Here is a 21,390-nt window from a genome sequence, read left to right on the forward strand (position 1 = left end):
TTCGAGGCTACGTCAGCGCACTGAACCGGTCTTCAGGGTCGAACCCTGATTCCCCCGCTAGTGACCAGCCACGACGCACCACAGGCCGCGGCAGCGGCCACCACGTGGGCGGCGATGCCGGACACCGACGCGTGGGTCTGGAAGAACAAGGTCAGCGCGAAGAGCAGGAACAGCCAGGTCGCCGTGGTGTCACCGTCCTTGTCGGTACCGAAACAGCGCCGCGCGATCAGCACCCCGAGCCATCCGGCGACCACCACGTACGGGCCGGTGTAGCCGAGGTACGAGGCGTTCATCCACAGCGCGAGGCCGCCGACCACCCAGCTCACCGCGCTGATCACGGCGACGTGCCGCACTCCGAGGTGCCGCAGCGCCAGGAAGCCGATCGGCACCGTCCACACGAGCGCGACGACGAGCGAGCCCAGCCCACCGGTCACCAGCGGCGCCCACAGCACCGCGAGGAAGCCGAAGGCGCTGTTGTGCGAGATGCCCGGCAGCCACAGCACCGGGGACAGCAGCGACTGGAGAACGGAGACGCCGAAGAGGACCGCCGCCACCCCGAGCATGATCCGGCCGGCGGTCTGCTCGGAGACGGCGTTGCCGCGCTGGCTGGCCTGGTGAAGTGGCGTAGAAGCGAACATGGCGGGAACGCTATGTCTGTGAACAGCCCGCCACATCGGGGGTGACCCGGATTCACGTCTCAGGGATTAGGGTCAGATCGTGATCGCTGAGGTGGCGCTGAAGGCCGAAGCCGAGTTGGGCGAGGGGCCGACCTGGGACATCACCACGGGCACGCTGCTGTGGGTGGACGTGCTCCGTAGCGAGGTCCACCGCTACCACCCAGGCCGCGGAACGGACGACTCGACGGTCGTGCCGCAGCACGTCGGTGCCGCGAAACCGCGCACGCGCGGCGGCTTGGTGTTGAACCTCCGCGACGGGATCGCGCTGTGGGACAGGGACGACAGCAAGCGCTGGCTCGTCTATTGGGCGCGTGACGGCGTGCGCGGCAACGACGCGGCCGTGGACCCGGCGGGGCGCTTGTGGGCGGGCACGATGCGCTACGACACGGCGCCCGGCGGCGGATGGCTGGCGCGCGTGGAAGCGGACGGCGCAGCCAAGGTCGTGCTCGACGACGTGACGGTCAGCAACGGCATCGGCTGGAGCCCGGACAGCTCGCTGATGTACTACGTGGACACGCCGACCCGTCGCATCGACGTCTTCGACTACGACCGCGAATCGGGCGAAGCGGTCAACCGCCGCGAGCTGTGCGCGGTCGACGGTGACGGCCAACCGGACGGATTGTGCGTCGACGCAGACGGCTGCATCTGGGTGGCGCTGTGGGACGGAGGCGCCGTGCGCCGCTACACCCCAGACGGCCGCTTGGACCGAGAACTGGCACTGCCGGTGTCGCGGCCCACCGCGTGCTGCTTCGGCGGTGACGGCTTCACGGACCTCTACGTCACTTCGGCGCGCACGGACCTCCCGGAGGAGACACTGGCGTCCGAGTCCCTCGCGGGCTCCGTGTTCGTTTTCCCGGACGTAGGCCAGGGGGTTCCCACCCCGCTCTTCACGGGGTAGCGACGATCAGGCCCAGAGGTGGCCGTCGATGCGCGCGGCGGCTTCTTCGAGGGTTCCCGAATAAGCACCGGTGGAGAGGTACTTCCACCCCGCGTCCGCCACGACGAAGGCGATGTCCGCGGTCTCTCCGGCACCTGCTGCCTTCTCCGCGACCGCGAGGGCCGCGTGCAGGACTGCCCCGGTGGAGATCCCGGCGAAGATGCCCTCGTGCTCCAGCAGCTGGCGCGTGCGGCGCAGTGCGTCGAGCGATCCGACCGAGTAGCGGCCTGTCAGCACCTCGGGGTCGTACAGCTCGGGCACGAAGCCCTCGTCGAGGTTGCGCAGACCGTAGACCAGCTCCCCGTAGCGAGGCTCGGCCGCGACGATCTGCACGTCCTTCTTGTGCTGCCGCAGATAGCGACCGACACCGACCAAGGTGCCGGTGGTGCCGAGCCCGCCGACGAAGTGGGTCAGCGTCGGCAGATCGCGCAGCAGCTCGGGCCCGGTGCCGCGGTAGTGCGCCTCCGCGTTGGCCGGGTTGCCGTACTGGTAGAGCATCACCCAGTCCGGGTTCTCGGCGGAGATCTTCTTCGCCGTGGCCACCGCCTGGTTCGACCCGCCGGCCGCGGGCGAGGTGATGATCCGCGCCCCGTAGGCCAGCAGCAACTGCCGCCGCTCCACCGAGGTGTTCTCCGGCATGACGCAGACCAGCGCGTAGCCCTTGAGCTTGGCGGCCATGGCCAGCGCGATGCCGGTGTTGCCGGACGTCGGCTCCAGGATCGTGCAGCCGGGGCGCAGCCGGCCGTCCCGCTCTGCCGCCTCGATCATGGCCAGCGCCGGGCGGTCCTTGATCGAGCCGGTCGGGTTGCGGTCCTCCAGCTTCGCCCACAGGCGCACGTCCGCGCTGGGCGACAGCCGCGGCAACCCGATCAGCGGGGTGTCGCCGAGCGCGTCGAGCAGCGAGTCGTACCTGGCCATCCGCTTAGCGCGCGCCGCCGGCCACGGCGGGCAGGATGGTGACGTTGTCGCCGTCCTTGACCGCGGCCTCCAGTCCACCGGCGAAGCGCACGTCCTCGTCGTTGACGTAGACGTTGATGAAGCGGTGCAGCGACCCCTCCTTCACCAGGCGGGTCTTCAGGCCACCGTGGCGGCTCTCCAGGTCGTCGATGATCTCGGCGAGGGTGGTGCCGGACGCCTCGACCGTCTTCTCGCCACCGGTGTGCGTGCGCAGGATGGTGGGGACGGAAACGGTGACGGCCATGGTGGATTCCTCCAGTCAGCGAACGGACTTCAACACCTGAACATGCGCGCGGTCCGGGATGTTCCCGGCGCGCGGGGCCTCAGCGACAGTCGGGAACGTCGTCGGGGCCGGTGTTGGAGAGCATGAAGCGCTCGATGGAGGCGTCGTAGGTGTCGACGATCTCCACCGGCTCCTCGGTCACCACGCCCTCGACGATCCGGTAGGAGCGGAACTCGTGCTCCAGCGGGTCACGGGTGGAGACGAGCACGTAGTGCGCGTCGGGCTCGGCGGCGATGTTCACGTCGGTGCGCGACGGGTACGCCTCGGTCGCGGTGTGCGAGTGGTAGATGACCACCGGGACCTCGCCGTTGGCCTCCAGTTCGCGGTGCAGGCGCAGCTGCTCCATCGAGTCGAACTGGTAGAAGGTCGGCGAACGCGCGGCGTTGGTCATCGGGATGAACCGCTCGGGCCGGTCGGAGCCCTCGGGACCGGCGAGGACGCCGCACGCCTCGTCGGGGTGGTCCTCGCGGGCGTGCGCGACCATCGCGTCCACGAGGTCACGTCGGATCACCAGCACTCCACCATCCTACGGGGAACAGGAAGGCCGGTCCCAGAATGTGAGCCCGGGACGGGCTGTTCAGCGCCTTCAGTCCCGAGGGGCGGTCATGGGCTCGCCGTGCCCCCACGCCACCGCGGCCTCCAGTTGCTGCGCGAGATCGGGACAGGCCGCGTGCACCAGCACCTCCATCAGGTCCTGGATCATCGTGAGCGTGGCCGCGGCGTCGTGACCGCCCACGGTGCGGTGCACGAGGCGGGTGCCCTTGCGCGGGGAGAACAGGAAGCGGGCCGCGCCGAGTGCGGTCATCCAGTCGTCGAACTCGTCGGCCTCCAGCCGCACCTCGGCCACCCCGGTCCAGCCGCCGAGCACCCTGCGCGTGGCGACCAGCACCTCCGCCCGCACCCCGGGCTCGTGCCGTGCGCGGAAATCGGCCGAGATCGCCGGGTCCGCGCTGACCGCGGGGAACATCCGGCGCAGCAGGATGTTCTGGGTGAGCCGGACGCGCCTGCCGAACGGACCGCGGCCCGCCTCCGGCACCGTCCCCGATTCGAGCACGTCCAGCAGCTGGCGCAGCACCATCCGCACCGTCGCCGCCGCGGTCGGGGTCAGCCGGAGCAGGACGCGGTCGCCCTCGCGGGCGGTCTGGGCGGGTACCTCGTCGGCCTCGGTGTGCCTGGTGACCGGGGGGTCCAGCGCGTCGAGCTTGTTCTCAGCCAACGGTGACCGCCTCGACCCGGGCAAGGCCGCCCCGCAGCCCGCACACCATCAGCCCGGACACCAACCGCTCGGCGTCGGACCGCTCGGAGAACCGGGCCACCTCGGCGTAGCCCTGCTGGTGGATCATGATCATGGTGCGGGCCGCGTCGATGAGGGACATGCCGCACACGCGATACAGCACGTACTGCACGACGTGGGTGGTGTTGACGTCGTCGTCCCAGACCAGGACACGCCAGCTCGCGTCGTTCATCGGGCCAGTATGGCGGGCGGGCACCGCCAACCGAACCCGTCACCGGCCCGATTTCACCCCGCAGGCTGGACAGCCGGGCCGTCTCGGCGCCTCGACGATGTGCCCGCGCTCCGGGTCGACCAGGTTCAGGCCGCTGATCCGGCCCGAGCGCACCGGACTTATTCCGGCAACAAGAGAAATGACCGCATAAGAGGCGAGGAATCCGGCGATACCGGCCGACGCGGCGTGAGCGGCATTACTCTTGATTTCGGCTTCCTGCGCAGGATCGGCGAGCCGAAGGCATTCGTAGCAGGCACCGAGTCCCGGGACATAAACCGCGACCGCGGTGCGGGGCCCCTGATAACCGGCGTCGACCCAGGGCGTCCGGGTCCGCAGGCTGGCGTGGTTGGCCCACTCGCGCACCGCGCGCGTCCGCCCGGTCGCGAGCACCAGCACGTCGAAGCGACGCGCCAGGTCGGTCAGGTCGGCGAGGCCGGTGGCCGAGGAGAGGTGCCCGGCGGAGACGGTGACGCTGATGTCGGAGTTGAGCTCGCGCAGCCGGGCGGCTGCCGCCTCCGCCTTGCCCCGGCCGATGGACGGCTCCGCGTAGATGACCTGGTGGTTGAGATCGGCCAGCTCGACGGTGCCCCCGTCCACGCAGTGCAGGTGCCCGACACCGCTCGCGGCCAGCGACAACGCCAGCGCACCGCCGGTGCCGCCGAGGCCGATCACGGCGACGCTGGCGTCCCGCAGCTTGAGCTGGGTCTCCCACCTGCTCGGCCGCGGTGCGAGGTCCACCCACCGGTAGAACCGGGCGCCGCGCGCGTACCGGGTCCGCTCCCGCTCGGTCAGCTCGTCCGGTTCGTCGGCCCTGGTGTCCTCGATGTAGCCCATGGCGATGAGCTGGCCGAGCACGCCGCGGATGTCCTCGCGGGTGCTGTCCGGGTGCCGCTCGACCACGTGGTCGACGATCTCGCCCGCGGGGCGCGTCCCGTCGAGGCACTCCAGCAGGGTCCACACGGCGCCGGTCGGATCGGCGATCTCGGTCGCGATTCCGTGCACCGATCCGCCGACCCGTATTCGATCGCCGGAAATCCGGTGCGGCGCGTGCTCGGGTTTCACCCTGGGCTTCGCGCGCTCGACGAACTTCACAGCCAGCACCCCCATTCCCGGCGAACCTATCGGCGCCGGGAACGACGCGTCAATTGACCTGATACAACGCTGGTGCAGACCTGAGCGGGATTTGACAGTGCAATCCGAATTTATTTCGGAGCGCTCCGGAACGCGGACGGGTAGAGGTCGCGGTAGGCGGGCTTCCCGGAGATCGTGACGGCGGCGAGCATCGCGTGCACGACCGCCCGGGTGACCGCGTCCGCCGCCGCGACGCACAGCCGGTCGAGTTCGCGCGGCCGCGTCTCAGTGGTGCGGTAGCGGTGCCCGGAGCCCGTGGGCAGCTCCCGTCCCCCCGTCGCGAGCACGAAGAAGGTGTCGCCGTCGTACATCGTGTGCGCGGGGCGGACCGCACGGGCGAGCCCGTCGTGAGCCGCGATCGCCAGCCGCTGGCACTCCGCCTTGCTCAACGCGGCGTCCGTCGCGACGACGCCGATGGTCGTGTTCAGCGGCTCAGGCTTCGCGCTAAGGCACTCGCGGGCAGCTGCGACCTCCCCGGCGTTGGGTGCGCCGATACCGAACTCGCCGTTGACCTCAGAAGACGCACCCCACGGCAGACCGGTGTTCTGGTCCACGGTCTCGCCGCAAGCGTTCATGGCCAGCAGAACGCCCACGGTGCAGCTGTCGGTCACAACGGTGCTCGCGGTGCCGATCCCGCCTTTGAGCACACCAGCTGTCGCACCGGTTCCCGCACCGACACAGCCCATCGCCACCAGGCCGTCAGCAGCGGCTTCACAAGCCGCGTAACCGAAGTGCGCGTCCGGACGGTTTCCCCAGTCGGACAGCGGAAGGTCGAACAACACCGCAGCCGGAACCAGGGGTACGACCTGCCACGGCTCCGCACCGACCTGGAGTCCGATCCCCCGCTCCCCCAGCCAACGCATGACGCCGTCGGCGCTGGCGAGGCCGTAGGCACTGCCGCCGGTCAGGCACACCCCGTGCACACGCTGCACGAGCGTCGACGGCTCCAGCGCGGAGGTCTCACGCGTGCCAGGCGCTCCACCGCGGGTGTCGACCGCAGGGGTCGCACCCTTGTCCACCAGGACGACGGTGGTGCCGGTCGCCCAGCCATCTCCGATTCGCTCGTAGTGCCCAACACGAACGCCAGGGACATCTGTGATCGCGTTGTGCGCCCCGGGCAAATCAGTCATAGGCAGGATCGTCGTCGAAGAGCAGCTCGTTGACCAGACTCCCCTGCACCCAGGTCAGCCATTGGTAGACGCCGTAGTGCGGCGCGCGCGGATCGCTCGGGTCGAGCTCGTCCGGCATGTCGTCGGTCAGGTCGAGCGCGGTGCCGAGCGCGATGCGCACGTCGTTGAGCGCGGCGACCCAGGACTCGGCCTCAGCCTCGGACAGCCGGGCCTCCCCGCCGTCGACCGGGCACGTCTCCATGACCACCGTGGTCGCGGCTGTCTTCGCCTCCAGCACCGCGGGCTCGTGCAGCGACCGCAGCGCCGCCGCCGAGTTGGCGTACTCGGCGTCCAGCTCGCCGTCCGGGTCCTCCATGCTCGCGCGGTGGAAGTCCGGCAGCAGCCGCGCCATGATCGGGTTCTCCGGTGCCAACGACGGCCCGGTGCGGATGCCGGTCAGGGCGGCCAGCTCGTCCTGCGGGGCCTCCTCGGCCCTGCCGACGAGCATGTCCCTGATCTGGTCGACCATGCCGCGGATGAGCGCGGCCTCCTGCTGAGCGAGGGTCGCGACGAGGCGATCACCTTCACGGCGCCAACTGTTCACGAGTCCCGCTGCATGGTCGCCCAGAGACCGGCGGCGTGCAGCTTCGCCACGTCGGCCTCGACCTTCTCCTTGGCGCCGGAGGACACCACGGCCCTGCCTTTGTTGTGCACGTCGAGCATCAGCTTCTCGGCGTGGTCCCTGCTGAAGCCGAAGAGCTTCTGGAATACATGGGTGACGTAGGACATCAGGTTGACCGGGTCGTTCCACACGACCGTCATCCACGGTTTGTCTTGGGCACCGACCACGTCTTCGGTCGGCTCAACCTGTGTCCGCTCCTGCGCAACGGGCGTGGACATGGGGACCATGGTGTCACGCTCCCACGAGGGCTGCGAACGGCACGATCAGTGCATTGAATGACATTCGCCCCGTCCGCGTGAAGCTCGGTCGTAGGCTTCCACCCCATGACGGCGTCTAGCACCGCTTTCCTGACCGACCACTACGAGCTGACGATGCTGGCCAGCGCGCTGCGCGACGGCACGGCGGACCGGCCGTGCGTGTTCGAGCTGTTCGCGCGGCGCCTGCCGACAGGGCGGCGCTACGGCGTGGTCGCGGGCACAGGGCGGTTCCTGGACGCACTGGCGAACTTCCGCTTCGGTGACGAAGAACTCTCGAAGCTCGAAGCGTCCGCCGTCGTGGACCGCGCGACCCTGGACTGGCTGGCGAACTACCGGTTCAGCGGCGACATCGTCGGCTACCCGGAGGGCGAGCTGTACTTCCCCGGCTCCCCCGTCATGACCGTGACCGCGTCCTTCGGCGAAGGCGTGCTGCTGGAGACGCTGGCGCTGTCCATCCTCAACCACGACAGCGCCGTGGCCTCCGCGGCGGCGCGGATGTCGTCCGCGGCCAACGGGCGCAGGCTGATCGAGATGGGCTCGCGGCGCACGCACGAGGAGGCCGCGGTCGCGTCGGCGCGCTGCGCGTACCTCGCCGGCTTCACCTCAACGTCCAATTTGGAGGCTGGGCGGCGCTACGGCATCCCCACCGCGGGCACTTGTGCACACGCCTTCACGTTGTTGCACGACAGCGAAGAGGACGCGTTCCGCGCACAGGTCGACGCGCTCGGCGTCCAGACCACGCTCTTGGTAGACACCTACGACATCAGCAGGGGCATCGAGCGCGCTGTCCGCGTCGCGGGCCCGAAGCTCGGCGCGGTGCGGATCGACTCCGGCGACCTCGGCGTGCTCGCGCGGCAGGCGCGCGAACAGCTCGACGCACTCGGCGCCCGCGAGACCAAGATCGTGGTCTCCGGCGACCTGGACGAGTACTCGATCGCCGCGCTGCGCGCCGAACCGGTGGACGCCTACGGCGTCGGCACCTCGCTGGTCACCGGTTCCGGCGCGCCGACCGCCGGAATGGTCTACAAGCTGGTCGAGGTCGACGGCCGCCCGGTCGCGAAGCGCAGCTCGCACAAGGAGTCCAGGGGCGGGCGCAAGGCCGCGCTGCGCCGCTACAAGGCGACCGGCACCGCGGTGGAGGAGGTCGTCTACCACGTGGACGGTCCGGCGCCGGAACATCACGATCACGACAGGGAACTCCAGATTCCCCTGGTGCGCGCTGGACAGGTGGTGCCGGAGCTGCCCACCCTGGATGACGGCAGGCAGCGCCTGCGCCAGGCACTGGTCAGCGTGCCGTGGGAGGGCCTGGCGCTCTCCGGCGGCGAGCCGGTCATCCCGACGGTCTTCGCGTGAGGGAGCTTCGATGACTAGGGCACTCATCGTTGTGGACGTGCAGAACGACTTCTGCGAGGGCGGTTCGCTCGCGGTGAACGGCGGGGCGGCCGTCGCGGCCGCGATCTCCGAACACATGGCCACCAAGGACTACGACCACGTCGTGGCCACGCGGGACTACCACGTCGATCCGGGCGGCCACTTCAGCGAGACCCCGGACTACGTCGACTCCTGGCCGGTGCACTGCGTCGCGGGCACCGCGGGCGCGTCCTTCCACCCGGAGCTGGACATCACGCGCGTGGAGGCGGTCTTCTCGAAGGGCGCTTATTCGGCGGCCTACTCCGGTTTCGAGGGCGCTGACGCCACCGGGCGCACGCTCGCCGACTGGCTTCGTGCGCGAAACGTGGACGCGGTCGATGTCGTAGGCATCGCGACCGACCACTGCGTGCGCGCGACGGCTCTGGACGCCGCACAGGAGGGTTTCGCGGTCACCGTGCTGCTCGGCCTCACCGCGGGCGTTTCGCAGTCCACTGTGGACACAGCGCTGACCGCGCTCGGCGAAGCCGGGGTCCGGACGGACGGAACCCCGGTGGTCCGCTAGGCCCCACCGGGGTTCCCGCTCGTCCTCGAAGCCGGCTCAGAAGCTGGGGCGGCACTCCACGCTGCCCACGATGATGCTGCCGCGCAACGGGGTCACCCCGGCGGGCGGGAACGCCACGCGCATCACGTTGAGGCGGATGGCGCCCTGGTCCTTGGTGACCTCGTTGAAGAACACGCGGGCGAGCAGCTCACCCTTGTTGTTCTTCAGCGGGATCATGTGCCCGGCGGGCATCGGGTTGGGGATCTCCAGGCCGCTCACGCCGCCGAGGGAGAACTTGCCGCTGGTGCCGTTCGGGGTCGAGGTGCACTCCGCGGAGTAGGTGCCGACCCGGGTGATCTTGGTGTAGCCGTACTGCTTCAGCGCGGTCAGCTCGAACTTGGTGCCGCTCATCTTGACGACGTTGTCCTCGCCGACCTTCTTGCACTCCGTGGTGCCCTTGCCGAACTTGGCGATGGTGCCGTACGTCTTCGCCTGGGCGGTGGCCTTGTCCGGCGTCGGGGTCTCCGGGTCGACGTCGCAGAGCGCGAGGTCGCCGCTGCTGGTCGTGGTCTCGCCGCTGGTGACGTTGACCTTGCCGACGTTGGCCGAGCCGTCCTGGATCTCGGCTGCCGCGTAGGCGGGCGAGCCGACCGCCGCGGTGGTGGCCAGCACGGCGCCGATGACGGCGATCCGACGCAAACCTGACCTGGTGCTCATCGTGGTTACCTTCTTCCGCGCCATGAACTGCGACGGCCCGTCCACCGGGACATCCACTGAGGACGGACGCGTTCTCGCTCGGATCATCGGCCGAACGGCCTAACGCTGTACACGATTGACGGGCTGCCACTCGTTCGGGCAAGCCATCCACCCCGTCCGGGCGACGACCCCCGGCCGCCGCGACGGAGAGCGACCGGTGATCACCTGACGCGGGGACGGGACGGCCACCGCGACCGCGCGTGCCGCACGAGCTGTCGGGGGCGGCAGGTACCGTCTTCTGCCGTGTCCCCTGCCTCCCCCAGCACCCTGACCGCCACGCGAAAGTCGCACGAGATCCCGGACGTGCGCGCCCTGCTCGCCGCGGCCGTGGAAGCCGTCGGCGGGACCGAGCGACCAGGGCAGCTGACGATGGCGGAGGCGGTCGCGCACACCATCGACACCGGGGAGCACCTCGCCGTGCAGGCGGGCACCGGCACCGGCAAGTCGCTGGCCTACCTCGTGCCCGCGCTGCGGCACGCCGTGGCCGCGGAGGCCACCGTGGTGGTGTCCACGGCGACCATCGCGCTGCAGCGCCAGCTGGTGGACCGCGACCTGCCCCGGCTGGCCAAGACGCTCAAGCCGCTGCTGGGCCGGGAACCGCGCTTCGCGATCCTCAAGGGCCGCCGCAACTACCTGTGCATGCACAAGATCCACGGGGAGATCGACGACGAGCCCGAGGACAACGCGCTGTTCGACCAGTTCGCGATCTCGGCCATGGGCCGCCAGGTGAAGCGGCTGCACGAGTGGTCCTCGGAGACCGAGACCGGGGACCGCGACGAGCTCGTGCCCGGCGTGACCGACCAGGCCTGGCGGCAGGTGTCGGTCACCGCCAAGGAATGCCTCGGCGTGAACAAGTGCCCCGTCGGCGTGGACTGCTTCGCCGAACGCGCACGGGGTGAGGCGGGCAAGGCCGATGTCGTGGTCACCAACCACGCGCTGCTGGCCATCGACGCCCTCGAGGGCTACAAGGTGCTGCCCGAGCACGACGTGGTGATCATCGACGAGGCGCACGACCTGGTGGACCGCGTGACCTCGGTGGCCACCAACGAGCTCACCTCCGGCATGGTCGGCACCGCGGCCCGGCGGGTCGGCAGGCTGATAGACCAGGACGTGGCCGACCGGCTCGCGGAGGCGGCCGACGGGCTCGCGCTGATCATGGACGACGTGGCGTCCGGGCGGCTGGAGTCGCTGCCGAAGCCGCTGGCCGGGGCACTGGCCGCGGTGCGCGACGCCGCGCACGCCTGCATCTCCGCGCTCGGGCCCGAGCGCAAGGAAGACCTGGACGGCACCGCCAAGCGCAAGATCGCGCTCGCCTCGCTCGACGAGGTGCACGACACCGCCTACCGGCTGCTCGGCGCGTTCGAGGCGCCCGAGGCCGAGCGGCGCGACGTGGTGTGGCTGTCCAGCGACTGGGAACGCGTCCGCCCGCCCTCGCTGCACGTCGCTCCGCTGTCCGTGGGCGGCCTGCTGCGGGAGAAGCTGTTCGGGCCGCGCTCGGTCGTGCTCACTTCCGCGACGCTCGCGCTCGGCGGCTCGTTCGACACCCTGGGCAGGCAGTGGGGACTGCCGCCGTCCTCGACGGCGACCCGGGCGGAGGGCGCCGCGACCGAGAAGGAGGTGCCGTCGGACGCGAGCGTTCCGCGCTGGACCGGGATCGACGTCGGTTCGCCGTTCGAGCACCAGCGCAGCGGCATCCTCTACATCGCGCGACACCTGCCGCAGCCGGGCCGTGACGGCCTTCCGGAGGAGTACCTGACCGAGCTGGCCGAGCTGGTCCAGGCGGCGGGCGGGCGCACGCTCGGCCTGTTCTCCTCGATGCGGGCCGCGAAGCAGGCATCGGAGGAGCTGCGGAAGCGGATCGAGCAGCCGATCCTCTGCCAGGGCGACGACGCCACCGGGCAGCTGGTGAAGAAGTTCGCCGAGGACGTCGAGACCTGCTTGTTCGGCACGCTGTCGCTGTGGCAGGGGGTGGACGTTCCGGGTCCGTCACTGCAGCTCGTGGTGATGGACCGCATCCCGTTCCCGCGCCCCGACGACCCGCTGGCGTCGGCGCGGCAGAAGGCGGTCTCGGCGCGCGGCGGCAACGGCTTCATGACCGTGGCGGGTACACACGCGGCGCTCCTTCTGGCACAGGGCGCGGGCAGGCTGCTGCGGTCCAACGACGACAAGGGCGTGATCGCGGTCCTGGACCCGCGGCTGATGACCGCCCGCTACGGCAGCTTCCTCCGCGCGTCGCTGCCGCCCTTCTGGACGACGACCGACCCCGCCGTGGTGCGCAGCGCCCTGGAGCGCATCAACACCTGAGCGGGGTCAGGCGGGCCACTGGGTGACCACGGTGATCGTGCCGGGGTCGACCTCGGTGAAGCCCGCGTCGCGGACGGCAACCACGCGCTTCGTCTTCCAGGCCAAGCCCGGGTCGTCGCCGGGGTGCAGGTCGCGCCAGCGGGCCTGATCGGCCTTCCGGACGGCGCACGGGAACCCGGCATCGGCCCAGTCCGCGAGGTCGGCATCGCGCCCATCGGCGTGCAGGAGCGCGGCCAGCAACATGGTGGCGTGGCCGACCTGAGCCGCCGCCTTGCCCACGGTCATCGCCGCGTCCGGGTTGAGCCACAGCACCGGGACGTCCGCCGGTGGCGCGAGCGGCTGCTCGTCCTCCGGGAGTTCGCTGCCGGAGATCTGGAGGCGGCCCAGCACCCGCGGGGTCTCCACGACCAGGCCGGGCACCAGCGAGCGCACCTCCGCACCGCCGTGCGCCACCGTGATGCCCGCCATGTCCTGCACAGCGGTCCAGTGCGCTCCCCTGGCGCGGCGGGACACCTTGCGGATGCGACCGCACATCCACGCGTGGACCTCGTCGTGCCACGGCTGCCCGGGCGCGGCCAGCGGGTCCAGGCAGACCGCGATCGCCGACGAGGCCGCCGCCGCGAGCAGGGCGTTCCTCGGCGGCGGGTCGGCCTTCTCGATGCGCAGCACCATGGGCATCGCCCGCACCAGCTCCGGCACCTCGTCGGAAGTGTCCACAGTGGAGGCCGAAGGGAGGCGCAGCCAGGAGACGTAGCGGTCGGCGAGCGGGTCCAGGATCGAGGCGGTGGCCAGCACGCGGCTAGTCAATCACCCGATCTCGATGCGGTCGGCGGGCAGGCCGTCCGCCGCGTCCGCGGCCTCCACCTCGGCCCGGGTCACGCCGAGCACGAACAGCACCGCGTCCAGGAAGGGCAGCGAGAGCGCGGTGTCGGCCACCTTGCGCAGCGCGGGCTTGGCGTTGAAGGCCACCCCGAGGCCCGCCGTGGAGAGCATGTCGATGTCGTTGGCGCCGTCGCCGACCGCGACGCACTGCGCGAGCGGGATCTCGTACTCGCCGGCGAAGCGGCGCAGCGCCTCGGCCTTGCCCGCGCGGTCGACGACCTCGCCGATGACCCGCCCGGTCAGCACACCGTCGACCACCTCGAGGTCGTTGGCCGCGCAGAAGTCCAGGTCCAGGTCCTCGGCGAGACGGAGCACGACCTGGGTGAAACCGCCGGAGACCACACCGCAGCGGAAGCCGAGCCGCTTGAGCGTGCGCACCGTGGTCCGCGCGCCGGGGGTCAGCTCCAGGGCGTCGGCCACCTCGTCGAGAGCCTTCTCCGGCAGGCCCTTCAGCAGCGCCACGCGCCGCTCCAGCGACTGGCCGAAGTCCAGCTCGCCGCGCATGGCGGCCTCGGTGATCTCGCGGACCTCGTCCTCGTGGCCAGCCTTCGCCGCCAGCATCTCGATCACCTCACCCTGGATCAGGGTGGAGTCCACGTCGAAGACCACCAGGCGCTTGGCCCTGCGGGACAGCCCGGACTGCTCGACGGCGATGTCCACGCCGATGCGGGCGGAGAGCTCGACCATGGCGGCGCGCAGCTCGGCGTCGCCCTGCGGCGTCTGGTCCGCCGTGGTCACCGACAGCTCGAGGCCGGTGACCGGGTAGTCGGCGACGCGGCGGATCGAGTCGATGTTGGTCTCCAACGCGGCGAGCTTGCGGGAGACCTCGGTGAAGGCGCGCGCGGTCACCGGGCGGCCCATGACGATCAGGTGGTGGGTGGAGCCCAGCTGTGCGGTGGGCACGGCCGCGCCGACCTCGACGTCGACGTGCATCCCCACAGTGGCCATGGCCTGCTCGACCATCTCGTGCAGTCCCTCAGGGTCGTGATCGGTGGAGACCAGGACACCGAGCACCAGCTTGCCGCGGATCACCACCTGCTCGACGTCGAGCACCTCGACGCCGTGCCTGGTCAGGGCGGCGAACAGGACGGAGGTCACGCCCGGCTTGTCCGGGCCGGTCACGGTCATCAGCACGGGGGTCGCGTTCGGGCCGGTCACGGTGTCCAACTCCTCGCCACTGCGGGCATCACTCGGGGGCATCACTGGGGGCATCTGCCTGGGAGAACGCGAACGAGCCCCCAGGCATCACTGCCCAGGGGCTCGTCGTCGAGCGCTACTGCGGGTACTGCCTACTTGGCCTTGGGGTCGCCCTTGGTCTCATCATCCGGCTGCACCGCGGCGGCCGCCACCTCGGACGGGGCGGCGTGCTGCTTGCCGTGCCTGCCGCCGATGTGCGCCTCGGCGCGGAACCGCTCCACCATGTGCGGGTAGTGCAGCTCGAACGCCGGGCGCTCGGAGCGGATCCGGGGCAGCTCGGTGAAGTTGTGCCGGGGCGGCGGGCAGGACGTGGCCCACTCCAGGGAGTTGCCGTAGCCCCACGGGTCGTCCACGGTCACGACCTCGCCGTAGCGGTAGCTCTTGAAGGCGTTCCACAGGAACGGCAGCATCGACGCGCCGAGGATGTAGGCGCCGATGGTGGAGATCATGTTCAGCGTGGTGAACCCGTCGGTCGGGATGTAGTCCGCGTACCGGCGCGGCATGCCCTCGTTGCCCAGCCAGTGCTGCACCAGGAACGTCAGGTGGAAGCCGATGAACGTGGTCCAGAAGTGCAGCTTGCCCAGCGGCTCGTCCATCATCCGGCCGGTCATCTTCGGGAACCAGAAGTAGATGCCCGCGAAGGTGGCGAAGGCGATGGTGCCGTAGAGCACGTAGTGGAAGTGCGCCACCACGAAGTAGCTGTCCGAGACGTGGAAGTCGATCGCCGGGGCGGCCAGCAGGACGCCGGAAAGGCCACCGAAGAGGAACGTCACGATGAAGCCGATGCTGAAGAGCATGGGCGTCTCGAACGTGAGCTGCCCCTTCCACATCGTGCCGATCCAGTTGAAGAACTTCACCCCGGTCGGGACGGCGATGAGGAAGGTCATGAAGGCGAAGAACGGCAGCAGCACGGCGCCGGTCGCGTACATGTGGTGCGCCCAGACCGCGACGGACAGCGCCGCGATGCCCAGGGTCGCCCAGACGAGGCCCTTGTAGCCGAAGATCGGCTTGCGGCTGAACACCGGGAAGATCTCGGAGACGATGCCGAAGAACGGCAGCGCCACGATGTAGACCTCGGGGTGGCCGAAGAACCAGAACAGGTGCTGCCAGAGGATCACGCCGCCGTTGGCCGGGTCGAACACGTGCGCGCCCAGGTGGCGGTCGGCCAGCAGACCGAGCAGCGCGGCGGTCAGGATCGGGAACGCGATGAGCACCAGGAGGCTGGTGATCAGGATGTTCCAGGTGAAGATCGGCATCCGGTACATGGTCATGCCCGGCGCGCGCAGGCAGATCACCGTAGTGATCATGTTGACCGCGCCGAGGATGGTGCCCAGACCACCGACCACCAGACCGGAGATCCACAGGTCCGCGCCGACACCGGGCGAGTGGATCGCGTCCGACAGCGGGGTGTAGGCGAACCAGCCGAAGTCGGCGGCGCCACCGGGGGTGATGAAGCCCGCCATCACGATGAGGCCACCGAAGAGGTAGAGCCAGTACGAGAAGGCGTTGAGGCGCGGGAACGCCACGTCGGGCGAGCCGATCTGCAGCGGCATGATGAAGTTGGCGAAGCCGAAGACGATCGGCGTCGCGTACAGCAGCAGCATAACCGTGCCGTGCATGGTGAACAGCTGGTTGTACTGCTCCTGCGAGAGCACCTGCATGCCAGGCACGGCGAGCTCGGTCCGCATCAGCATCGCCATGACGCCGCCGACCAGGAAGAACGCCATCGCCGTGACGATGTACATGATCCCGATTTGCTTGTGATCCGTCGTGCTGAACATCCGCAGCAGGAACGAACCCTTGACCGAGTCACGCGTCGGATAAGGACGCGTGGCGATCGGCTGGGGGGCTACGGCCGTCACGATGCCTCCTGAGCTGTACTTCGCCTCGACGCCCGGCATACGTAGCCTGCCCGGACATCCGAGGGGATCGTAGACCGCGCGCCCGGGAGCGGCGCGGTTGGGCCGCTCGCAGGGCGGGCGACGTCGGCCAGGTCACAACCGGCGCCCGTCGGAGGGTGCGCGGCGGGGCGGGACTGGCGGCGGGCGGCGGGCGCCGCTCGGCGACGAACGCTATCGAGACTCCTATCGACGATTGACCCGTTCGGCCGCACTGGATCAGCATCCGGAGCCATCCCAGCCGCCGCTCCTTCACCTGAGGGCTCCTCCATGGCATTCCCCGCCGCGTTCCGCCGCCTGCTCGCGCTGCCACTCGTGATCGCCGCACTCGCCGCGGCCACGACAACGGCGACAGCGAAGCCCGCCAAGGCGGGGCCTTTCCAGCGCTACGTCTCGCTCGGGGACTCCTTCGTCTCCGGGGCCTACATCCCGCACCCGCGCCCGGAGTCGCGCGGCTGCCTGCGCACCACCGGCAACTACCCGACCGTGCTGGCCACCAAGCTCGGGGTGCAGGACTTCGCCGACGCCAGCTGCATCGGCGCTTTCACCCACCACATGACCACGCGGCAGGACGAGCCGTCGTGGGACATCGACAACCCGCCGCAGTTCGACCGGCTCACCCCGGACACGGACCTGGTGACGATCACCACCGGCGGCATCAACATCGGCTTCATGCAGCTGGCGATCGACTGCGCGCTGGCCAGCTTCGGCGACCCGCTCGGGACCCCGTGCAGGAAGAAGCACACCGTGGACGGTGTCGAGCAGATCGCCAAGCGCATCGAGACCGCCGCGCCCAAGGTCAGGGAGGTGCTCGCGGAGTTGAAGCGGCGCGCGCCCAAGGCGAAGGTGGTCATGGTCGGCTACCCGCGCCTGGTCCCGCCGTCCATCGGCTGCTTCCCGACCGTGCCGATCGCTTTCGGCGACGTCGAGTACCTGGACGGGCTCCAGCGGAAGCTGAACACCACGCTCGCCGCGCAGGCCGCCGCCAACGGCGTGCCGTTCGTGGACGTCTACAAGGCCAGCGAGGGCCGCGACGCCTGCCAGGCTCCGGACGTCCGGTGGATCGAGGGCGTCATCCCCAGCTCACCCACCGCACCCGCCCACCCCAACGCGGCGGGCATGAAGGCCGTCGCGGACCTCGTGCACAAGGCGGTCCTGGCCAAGGACTGACGACTCATTTCGCGCAGCTCCTCGGCAGGTCGGCCCGCCCGGCCTCGCCGAGGAACCGGCACAGGGTCGTCACGGCGCGTTCCGGCCGCAGCTCCCACACGATGACCTCGCCGTCCCAGCCCCCGGTGGCCAGCGCCGCGCTATCGGGCCGCCACGCGAGCGCGTCGACGGTGTTTCGGTGCCCACGCAGGCTGGTGATGAGCCGACCGCTCGCGACCTCCGACACCAGCACCTCGCCCGTGCTGTGCCCGGTTGCGACGAGTCGGCCATCCGGGGAGAACGCGAGGGAGTCGGTCAGGCTCCGCCCTGCCGCCACCCGTCCCCTGGAAGCGCCCGTCGTGGTGTCCCACAACGTCACCGCGTTGTGCTCCGAGTGGGCGAGTGCGGTGCCGTCCTGGGAGAACCAGATCGCGCCGCCGCCCTTGGTGTCGTGGTCGTTCAGCTGCCTCGGCACCGGTGTCCCGTCGACGTTGGCCAGTTTGAGCCCGTCCTCGGCGTTCCACGCGAGCCGCCTGCCGTCGGGGCTCAGCGCGAAGGTGAAGGTGGCACCGGGGACGGTGGTGACGACTCGCCGGTCGGCGAGGTCCCACACGGTGACCGAGTCGTCGTGCGCGGCGGCCAGCCTGCTGCCGTCCGCGCTGACCGCGACGCGGCGGAAGCCCGTGCTCGTCGGCGCCGACAGCGAGCCGACCGCTCGCCCGGTCGCCGGGTCGACCAGCGAGATCTTGTTCCCCGCGGGCACGACCACCACGCGCTGGTCCGGGCTGAGCAGTGGTTGGAGGCTGCTGATGACCAGGGCGAAGGCCGACTGCTGTGCCGGCGTCAGCCGGGCGGGCTCGGCGAACTCGACTCGGCTCGGGTCCACCGGCCGGCCAGGAGACCAGGTGAGCAGCCGCTCATTCCCGGCGGAGAGCACCGTGCCGTCCGCTCGAACCCCGAGCGAGGCCTCGCCCAGCCTGTCCTGGCCGAGCAGGGGGAGCCGGTCCGCGCGGAGGAACACCACCGAGTCGTGGACGACCACGCCGATGACTCCCCCGGATCCGGAGAAGATCCGCCAGATCCCCGAATCCCGCGGGAGCGGCATCCTGACCAGCTCCCGCAGGTCGTCGGTGCGCCACAGGGCGACAGTGCCGTTGTCACCGCTGGTGGCCAGCATCCCGCCGCCCGAGAAGAACGCCAGGTGGCCGATGCCGCCGCGCATCGGGGTGCCGGCCGACCGCACTTGTCCACTGCGGACGTCCCAGTGCAGCAGCTGTCCGTCCTTGGCGCCCACTGCGACGCCGACGCCGTCCTCAGCGGGCTCGATGCCGAACAGCGGCCCCTTGTCCAGCTTGACCTCCGCGAGCTTCCCGCCCGTGCGCGCGTCCCACTTCGCCGCACGTCCGGTGTGATCCGCGGTGAACAACGCCTGACCGTCCCTGGAGAACGCCACGTGGACGTGGTCGGCCGAGACGTCCTGCAGCAGCGTGTGCAGCAGCTGGCGCCCGTCCACGCGCCACACCGCGACCCCGGCCGCGTCCTTGCCCCTGGTGATCATCAGGTCACCGCCGGAGCTGAGGAGCAGGGGCTTTCCCGTGATCGGCCCGGTGACGTTGGCGACGAGCGCCCCACTGCCCACGGCCCAGGTGACTGCCCTTCCCTCGGCATCGACGGCGATGACGCGCGCTCCGTCACGGCTGAACGCGACGGCGTTCACGTCCAGGAGCTGGCCCTCCACCACCAAGGTGAGGCGCTTCGCCAACGTTCGCGTGTCCCATACCGCCACCCCGTAGCCATCAGCGATGGCGAACAGGGAACCGTCCGGGCTGAAGGCTCCGGCCGGCTCGTTCCTCATGTCTCGCGGGATCAGGCCGTGGTTGGCTTGGTACGAGGCAAGGCTGAGCAAGACGCTGCGCGCTTCCTCGGTCCGGGCCGTGGCGTGCGCGTCCAGGGCCTTGCGCATCGCGGCGAGGGGATCGCGGGCCGCCACCGCGTTCGCCTCGGCGGCGAGCTGGCGGGACAGCGCGAGCTGTTGCAGGTCGATCGCGTCCTGCCGCTGTTTGAGCACGATCAGCCCGGCGACCACGGCCACCACCAGTGCGATGGCGAGCCCGGCCACCAACTGGCGGAGTTGTCGCGTCCTGCGTGCTTGGAGACCGAGTTCGGCCTGTTCGGTGGTGTTGGAAGCGTCGAGGAAGTCCTTCTCACTGGAGGAGAGGACGACCTTGTCCCCGGCCGCCCACTCGCGGGCGACGGCGAGCCTGGTGCCCCGGTAGAGCGCACTGGGGTCGCGACCCAGCTCGTTCCAGTCGGCAGCGGCGACAGCCAGCCGCTGGTGGACGCGATGTCCTTCGCGGTCCTCGGCGATCCAGCCGGTCAACCGGGGCCATGAACTGATCAGCGCCTCGTGCGCGATCTCGACAGCACCTTCGTCGACCGTGAGCAACCGCGCGGCGGCGAACGCGTCCAGCACGCCCGCGTTGAGCGGGTTCTCGCGATCCAGTTCCGCGCTCGCCACACGCCTGCGCAGGATCCCTTCGCTCGCGTCGACGAGTCGGAGGAACAGTGCGCGAGCCGTGACCGCTTCGTCCTCGCTCAGCCGCGCGTAGACCGCTTCCGCTGTGCGCACGACGGCGTCGCGGATGCCACCCGCCGCCTCGTAGCCGCTGAGCGTGAGCACACGCCCCCTGCGCCTGCGCCAGGTCTCCAGGAGGGCGTGCGAGACCAGCGGCAGCCCGCCCTGCTCGTTCGCGGCCTCCGCGACCAGGGTGGCCAGCAGCGCGGTCTCCACGGTGCAGCCTGTGCGCGCGGCAGGCTCGGTGATCGCCGTGCGCAATTCGGGGACGGTCATCGGCCCGACCAGGACGTGCCGGTCACGCATCGCGTCGACCAGCCCGGGGTGCCTGGAGCAGTGCCCGAGGTAGTCCGCGCGCACGCCCAGCACCACGCGCAGGCGCCTCGTGTGGCGGGCCGCGAGCACCGCGGCGAGGAAGGCGGCGCGCTCCTCCTCGGCGACCTCCGCCGCGAACGTCTCCTCGAACTGGTCGATGACCACCAACAGCGAGACGTCGGCCAGCTCGACGAGCCTGGGCAGCGCGGTCGGCTCCTCGCTCAGCGCCGCCCGCGCGTCCACATCGCCGGGCACGTCGCCGATGGCGTCGGCCAGCCGCTCGGTCCACGTGGTGAGCGGCTTCGTCCCGGGAACGAGCACGACGGCGCGCCAGTCCGTGCGCCCGGCCAGCCCCTCGGTGGCGACCCGGTGCGCGACCCCGGCTCGCAGCAGTGAGGACTTGCCCGCCCCCGACGCGCCAGCCACCACCAGGAACCGGTCCCGGCCCAGGCGGTCCAGCAGGTCCGCGACCAGCTCTTCACGGCCAAAGAACAACTCGGCGTCTTGTTCGCGGAACGCGGCGAGGCCCCGGTACGGCGAGTCCTTGCCTGGTTCCACCGCGTCGCCGAGCGACTCCGCCTCGGCCTCGCGCCAGCGCCGTTCCCACTCCGCCCGATCACCGCCACAAGCCTCGGCGTAGGCGAGCGCCACGGCGAGGCTGGGCAGTTTTCGCCCACCCGCCGCCTCGGACAACGTCGTGACCGAGTAGTGCGCGCGCTTCGCCAGCTCTCGATATCCGGGACTGCCCGCGCTTTCCCGCAATTCGCGAAGCGCGGCGGCGAACCGGGCGACGGCGCTGTCGTCCTCGGCAAGTGGTCGCTCGGGCCTTGGCACTCGTACACCCTCCTGACCGGGACTGATGTT

The 21,390-nt window shown here is 70.5% G+C and carries 20 protein-coding genes; 5 read left to right on the forward strand and 15 right to left on the reverse strand.

Features of this window, described 5'->3' with window-relative positions; all coding sequences use genetic code 11:
• Positions 1 to 32: 32 nt before the first annotated feature.
• Positions 33 to 638: a hypothetical protein gene (locus BLT28_RS21845; protein WP_030428892.1), complete on the reverse strand. Its 606-nt coding sequence runs from the start codon at positions 636 to 638 to the stop codon at positions 33 to 35.
• 79 nt (positions 639 to 717) lie between these two features.
• On the opposite strand from BLT28_RS21845, the gene BLT28_RS21850 reads away from it, so the two are divergent.
• Positions 718 to 1,575 carry an SMP-30/gluconolactonase/LRE family protein gene (locus tag BLT28_RS21850; protein ID WP_197683884.1) on the forward strand — a complete coding sequence of 286 codons (858 nt, stop codon included), beginning with the start codon at positions 718 to 720 and terminating at the stop codon, positions 1,573 to 1,575.
• Between the two features lie 6 nt (positions 1,576 to 1,581).
• On the opposite strand, the gene BLT28_RS21855 is transcribed toward BLT28_RS21850, so the two are convergent.
• From BLT28_RS21855 to clpS, 9 genes are all read right to left on the reverse strand, one after another.
• Positions 1,582 to 2,532, reverse strand: coding sequence for a PLP-dependent cysteine synthase family protein (locus BLT28_RS21855; protein WP_030428890.1), 951 nt, complete (start codon positions 2,530 to 2,532; stop codon positions 1,582 to 1,584).
• Between the two features lie 4 nt (positions 2,533 to 2,536).
• A complete protein-coding gene (locus tag BLT28_RS21860; RefSeq protein WP_030428889.1) occupies positions 2,537 to 2,815 on the reverse strand; it encodes a MoaD/ThiS family protein in 279 nt (92 codons plus the stop codon).
• A gap of 79 nt (positions 2,816 to 2,894) precedes the next feature.
• Entirely contained in the window at positions 2,895 to 3,371 is a 477-nt protein-coding gene (locus BLT28_RS21865) for a Mov34/MPN/PAD-1 family protein (protein WP_030428888.1), read from the reverse strand.
• Between the two features lie 69 nt (positions 3,372 to 3,440).
• Positions 3,441 to 4,070 (reverse strand): DUF2017 family protein, encoded by a 630-nt coding sequence (locus BLT28_RS21870; RefSeq protein ID WP_030428887.1) that lies wholly within the window; start codon positions 4,068 to 4,070, stop codon positions 3,441 to 3,443.
• Positions 4,063 to 4,320: an ATP-dependent Clp protease adaptor ClpS gene (locus BLT28_RS21875; protein ID WP_030428886.1), complete on the reverse strand. Its 258-nt coding sequence runs from the start codon at positions 4,318 to 4,320 to the stop codon at positions 4,063 to 4,065. Before BLT28_RS21875 ends, BLT28_RS21870 begins: the two co-directional genes overlap by 8 nt.
• Before the next feature lie 39 nt (positions 4,321 to 4,359).
• Positions 4,360 to 5,466, reverse strand: coding sequence for a ThiF family adenylyltransferase (locus tag BLT28_RS21880; RefSeq protein ID WP_052407169.1), 1,107 nt, complete (start codon positions 5,464 to 5,466; stop codon positions 4,360 to 4,362).
• Positions 5,467 to 5,561: 95 nt separating this feature from the next.
• A complete protein-coding gene (locus tag BLT28_RS21885) occupies positions 5,562 to 6,620 on the reverse strand; it encodes a P1 family peptidase (RefSeq protein ID WP_030428884.1) in 1,059 nt (352 codons plus the stop codon).
• A complete protein-coding gene (locus BLT28_RS21890; RefSeq protein ID WP_156050786.1) occupies positions 6,613 to 7,203 on the reverse strand; it encodes a DUF2017 domain-containing protein in 591 nt (196 codons plus the stop codon). The genes BLT28_RS21885 and BLT28_RS21890 overlap by 8 nt, the downstream gene beginning before the upstream one ends.
• Positions 7,200 to 7,499 carry an ATP-dependent Clp protease adapter ClpS gene (gene clpS / locus BLT28_RS21895; protein ID WP_030428882.1) on the reverse strand — a complete coding sequence of 100 codons (300 nt, stop codon included), beginning with the start codon at positions 7,497 to 7,499 and terminating at the stop codon, positions 7,200 to 7,202. The genes BLT28_RS21890 and clpS overlap by 4 nt, the downstream gene beginning before the upstream one ends.
• 105 nt (positions 7,500 to 7,604) lie before the next feature.
• Between clpS and BLT28_RS21900 the strand changes: the two genes are divergently transcribed.
• Positions 7,605 to 8,891, forward strand: a complete 1,287-nt coding sequence (locus BLT28_RS21900) for a nicotinate phosphoribosyltransferase (protein ID WP_030428881.1) — start codon at positions 7,605 to 7,607, stop codon at positions 8,889 to 8,891.
• A gap of 10 nt (positions 8,892 to 8,901) precedes the next feature.
• The gene (locus BLT28_RS21905; RefSeq protein WP_030428880.1) at positions 8,902 to 9,471 is read left to right on the forward strand and encodes an isochorismatase family protein; all 570 of its coding nucleotides are present in this window, start codon (positions 8,902 to 8,904) and stop codon (positions 9,469 to 9,471) included.
• 36 nt (positions 9,472 to 9,507) lie between these two features.
• Here the strand turns inward: BLT28_RS21905 and BLT28_RS21910 are convergent, their stop codons facing one another.
• The gene (locus BLT28_RS21910; RefSeq protein ID WP_156050784.1) at positions 9,508 to 10,167 is read right to left on the reverse strand and encodes a hypothetical protein; all 660 of its coding nucleotides are present in this window, start codon (positions 10,165 to 10,167) and stop codon (positions 9,508 to 9,510) included.
• A gap of 408 nt (positions 10,168 to 10,575) precedes the next feature.
• On the opposite strand from BLT28_RS21910, the gene BLT28_RS21915 reads away from it, so the two are divergent.
• Positions 10,576 to 12,510, forward strand: a complete 1,935-nt coding sequence (locus BLT28_RS21915; RefSeq protein ID WP_081900222.1) for an ATP-dependent DNA helicase — start codon at positions 10,576 to 10,578, stop codon at positions 12,508 to 12,510.
• A 6-nt stretch (positions 12,511 to 12,516) separates the two neighbouring features.
• Here BLT28_RS21915 and BLT28_RS21920 read toward each other — a convergent pair whose 3' ends face one another.
• The 3 genes from BLT28_RS21920 to ctaD all read right to left on the reverse strand — a co-directional run bounded on the left by BLT28_RS21920 (position 12,517) and on the right by ctaD (position 16,451).
• Entirely contained in the window at positions 12,517 to 13,305 is a 789-nt protein-coding gene (locus tag BLT28_RS21920) for a peptidyl-tRNA hydrolase (RefSeq protein ID WP_156050782.1), read from the reverse strand.
• Positions 13,306 to 13,317: 12 nt separating this feature from the next.
• Positions 13,318 to 14,592, reverse strand: a complete 1,275-nt coding sequence (gene serB, locus BLT28_RS21925) for a phosphoserine phosphatase SerB (RefSeq protein ID WP_052407196.1) — start codon at positions 14,590 to 14,592, stop codon at positions 13,318 to 13,320.
• Between the two features lie 89 nt (positions 14,593 to 14,681).
• The gene (gene ctaD / locus BLT28_RS21930) at positions 14,682 to 16,451 is read right to left on the reverse strand and encodes an aa3-type cytochrome oxidase subunit I (RefSeq protein WP_030428875.1); all 1,770 of its coding nucleotides are present in this window, start codon (positions 16,449 to 16,451) and stop codon (positions 14,682 to 14,684) included.
• 306 nt (positions 16,452 to 16,757) lie between these two features.
• Here ctaD and BLT28_RS21935 point away from each other — a divergent pair, with 306 nt between their 5' ends.
• Positions 16,758 to 17,657 carry an SGNH/GDSL hydrolase family protein gene (locus BLT28_RS21935; protein ID WP_030428874.1) on the forward strand — a complete coding sequence of 300 codons (900 nt, stop codon included), beginning with the start codon at positions 16,758 to 16,760 and terminating at the stop codon, positions 17,655 to 17,657.
• Between the two features lie 4 nt (positions 17,658 to 17,661).
• On the opposite strand, the gene BLT28_RS41430 is transcribed toward BLT28_RS21935, so the two are convergent.
• The gene (locus tag BLT28_RS41430; protein ID WP_081900206.1) at positions 17,662 to 21,360 is read right to left on the reverse strand and encodes an nSTAND1 domain-containing NTPase; all 3,699 of its coding nucleotides are present in this window, start codon (positions 21,358 to 21,360) and stop codon (positions 17,662 to 17,664) included.
• Positions 21,361 to 21,390: the final 30 nt, after the last annotated feature.

This window comes from Allokutzneria albata (assembly GCF_900103775.1).
In the GTDB taxonomy this organism is placed as follows: domain Bacteria; phylum Actinomycetota; class Actinomycetes; order Mycobacteriales; family Pseudonocardiaceae; genus Allokutzneria; species Allokutzneria albata.

Excerpts from the sequence above, each read along its gene's own strand:
- BLT28_RS21860 (WP_030428889.1), bottom strand. The coding sequence starts at position 2,815 with ATGGCCGTCACCGTTTCCGTCCCCACCATCCTGCGCACGCACACCGGT.
- BLT28_RS21880 (WP_052407169.1), bottom strand. The coding sequence starts at position 5,466 with ATGGGGGTGCTGGCTGTGAAGTTCGTCGAGCGCGCGAAGCCCAGGGTG.
- clpS (WP_030428882.1), bottom strand. The coding sequence starts at position 7,499 with ATGTCCACGCCCGTTGCGCAGGAGCGGACACAGGTTGAGCCGACCGAA.
- BLT28_RS21910 (WP_156050784.1), bottom strand. The coding sequence starts at position 10,167 with ATGAGCACCAGGTCAGGTTTGCGTCGGATCGCCGTCATCGGCGCCGTG.
- BLT28_RS21875 (WP_030428886.1), bottom strand. The coding sequence starts at position 4,320 with ATGAACGACGCGAGCTGGCGTGTCCTGGTCTGGGACGACGACGTCAAC.
- serB (WP_052407196.1), bottom strand. The coding sequence starts at position 14,592 with ATGCCCCCGAGTGATGCCCGCAGTGGCGAGGAGTTGGACACCGTGACC.
- BLT28_RS21935 (WP_030428874.1), top strand. The coding sequence starts at position 16,758 with ATGGCATTCCCCGCCGCGTTCCGCCGCCTGCTCGCGCTGCCACTCGTG.
- BLT28_RS21855 (WP_030428890.1), bottom strand. The coding sequence starts at position 2,532 with ATGGCCAGGTACGACTCGCTGCTCGACGCGCTCGGCGACACCCCGCTG.
- BLT28_RS21905 (WP_030428880.1), top strand. The coding sequence starts at position 8,902 with ATGACTAGGGCACTCATCGTTGTGGACGTGCAGAACGACTTCTGCGAG.
- BLT28_RS21915 (WP_081900222.1), top strand. The coding sequence starts at position 10,576 with ATGGCGGAGGCGGTCGCGCACACCATCGACACCGGGGAGCACCTCGCC.
- BLT28_RS21845 (WP_030428892.1), bottom strand. The coding sequence starts at position 638 with ATGTTCGCTTCTACGCCACTTCACCAGGCCAGCCAGCGCGGCAACGCC.
- BLT28_RS21885 (WP_030428884.1), bottom strand. The coding sequence starts at position 6,620 with ATGACTGATTTGCCCGGGGCGCACAACGCGATCACAGATGTCCCTGGC.
- BLT28_RS21900 (WP_030428881.1), top strand. The coding sequence starts at position 7,605 with ATGACGGCGTCTAGCACCGCTTTCCTGACCGACCACTACGAGCTGACG.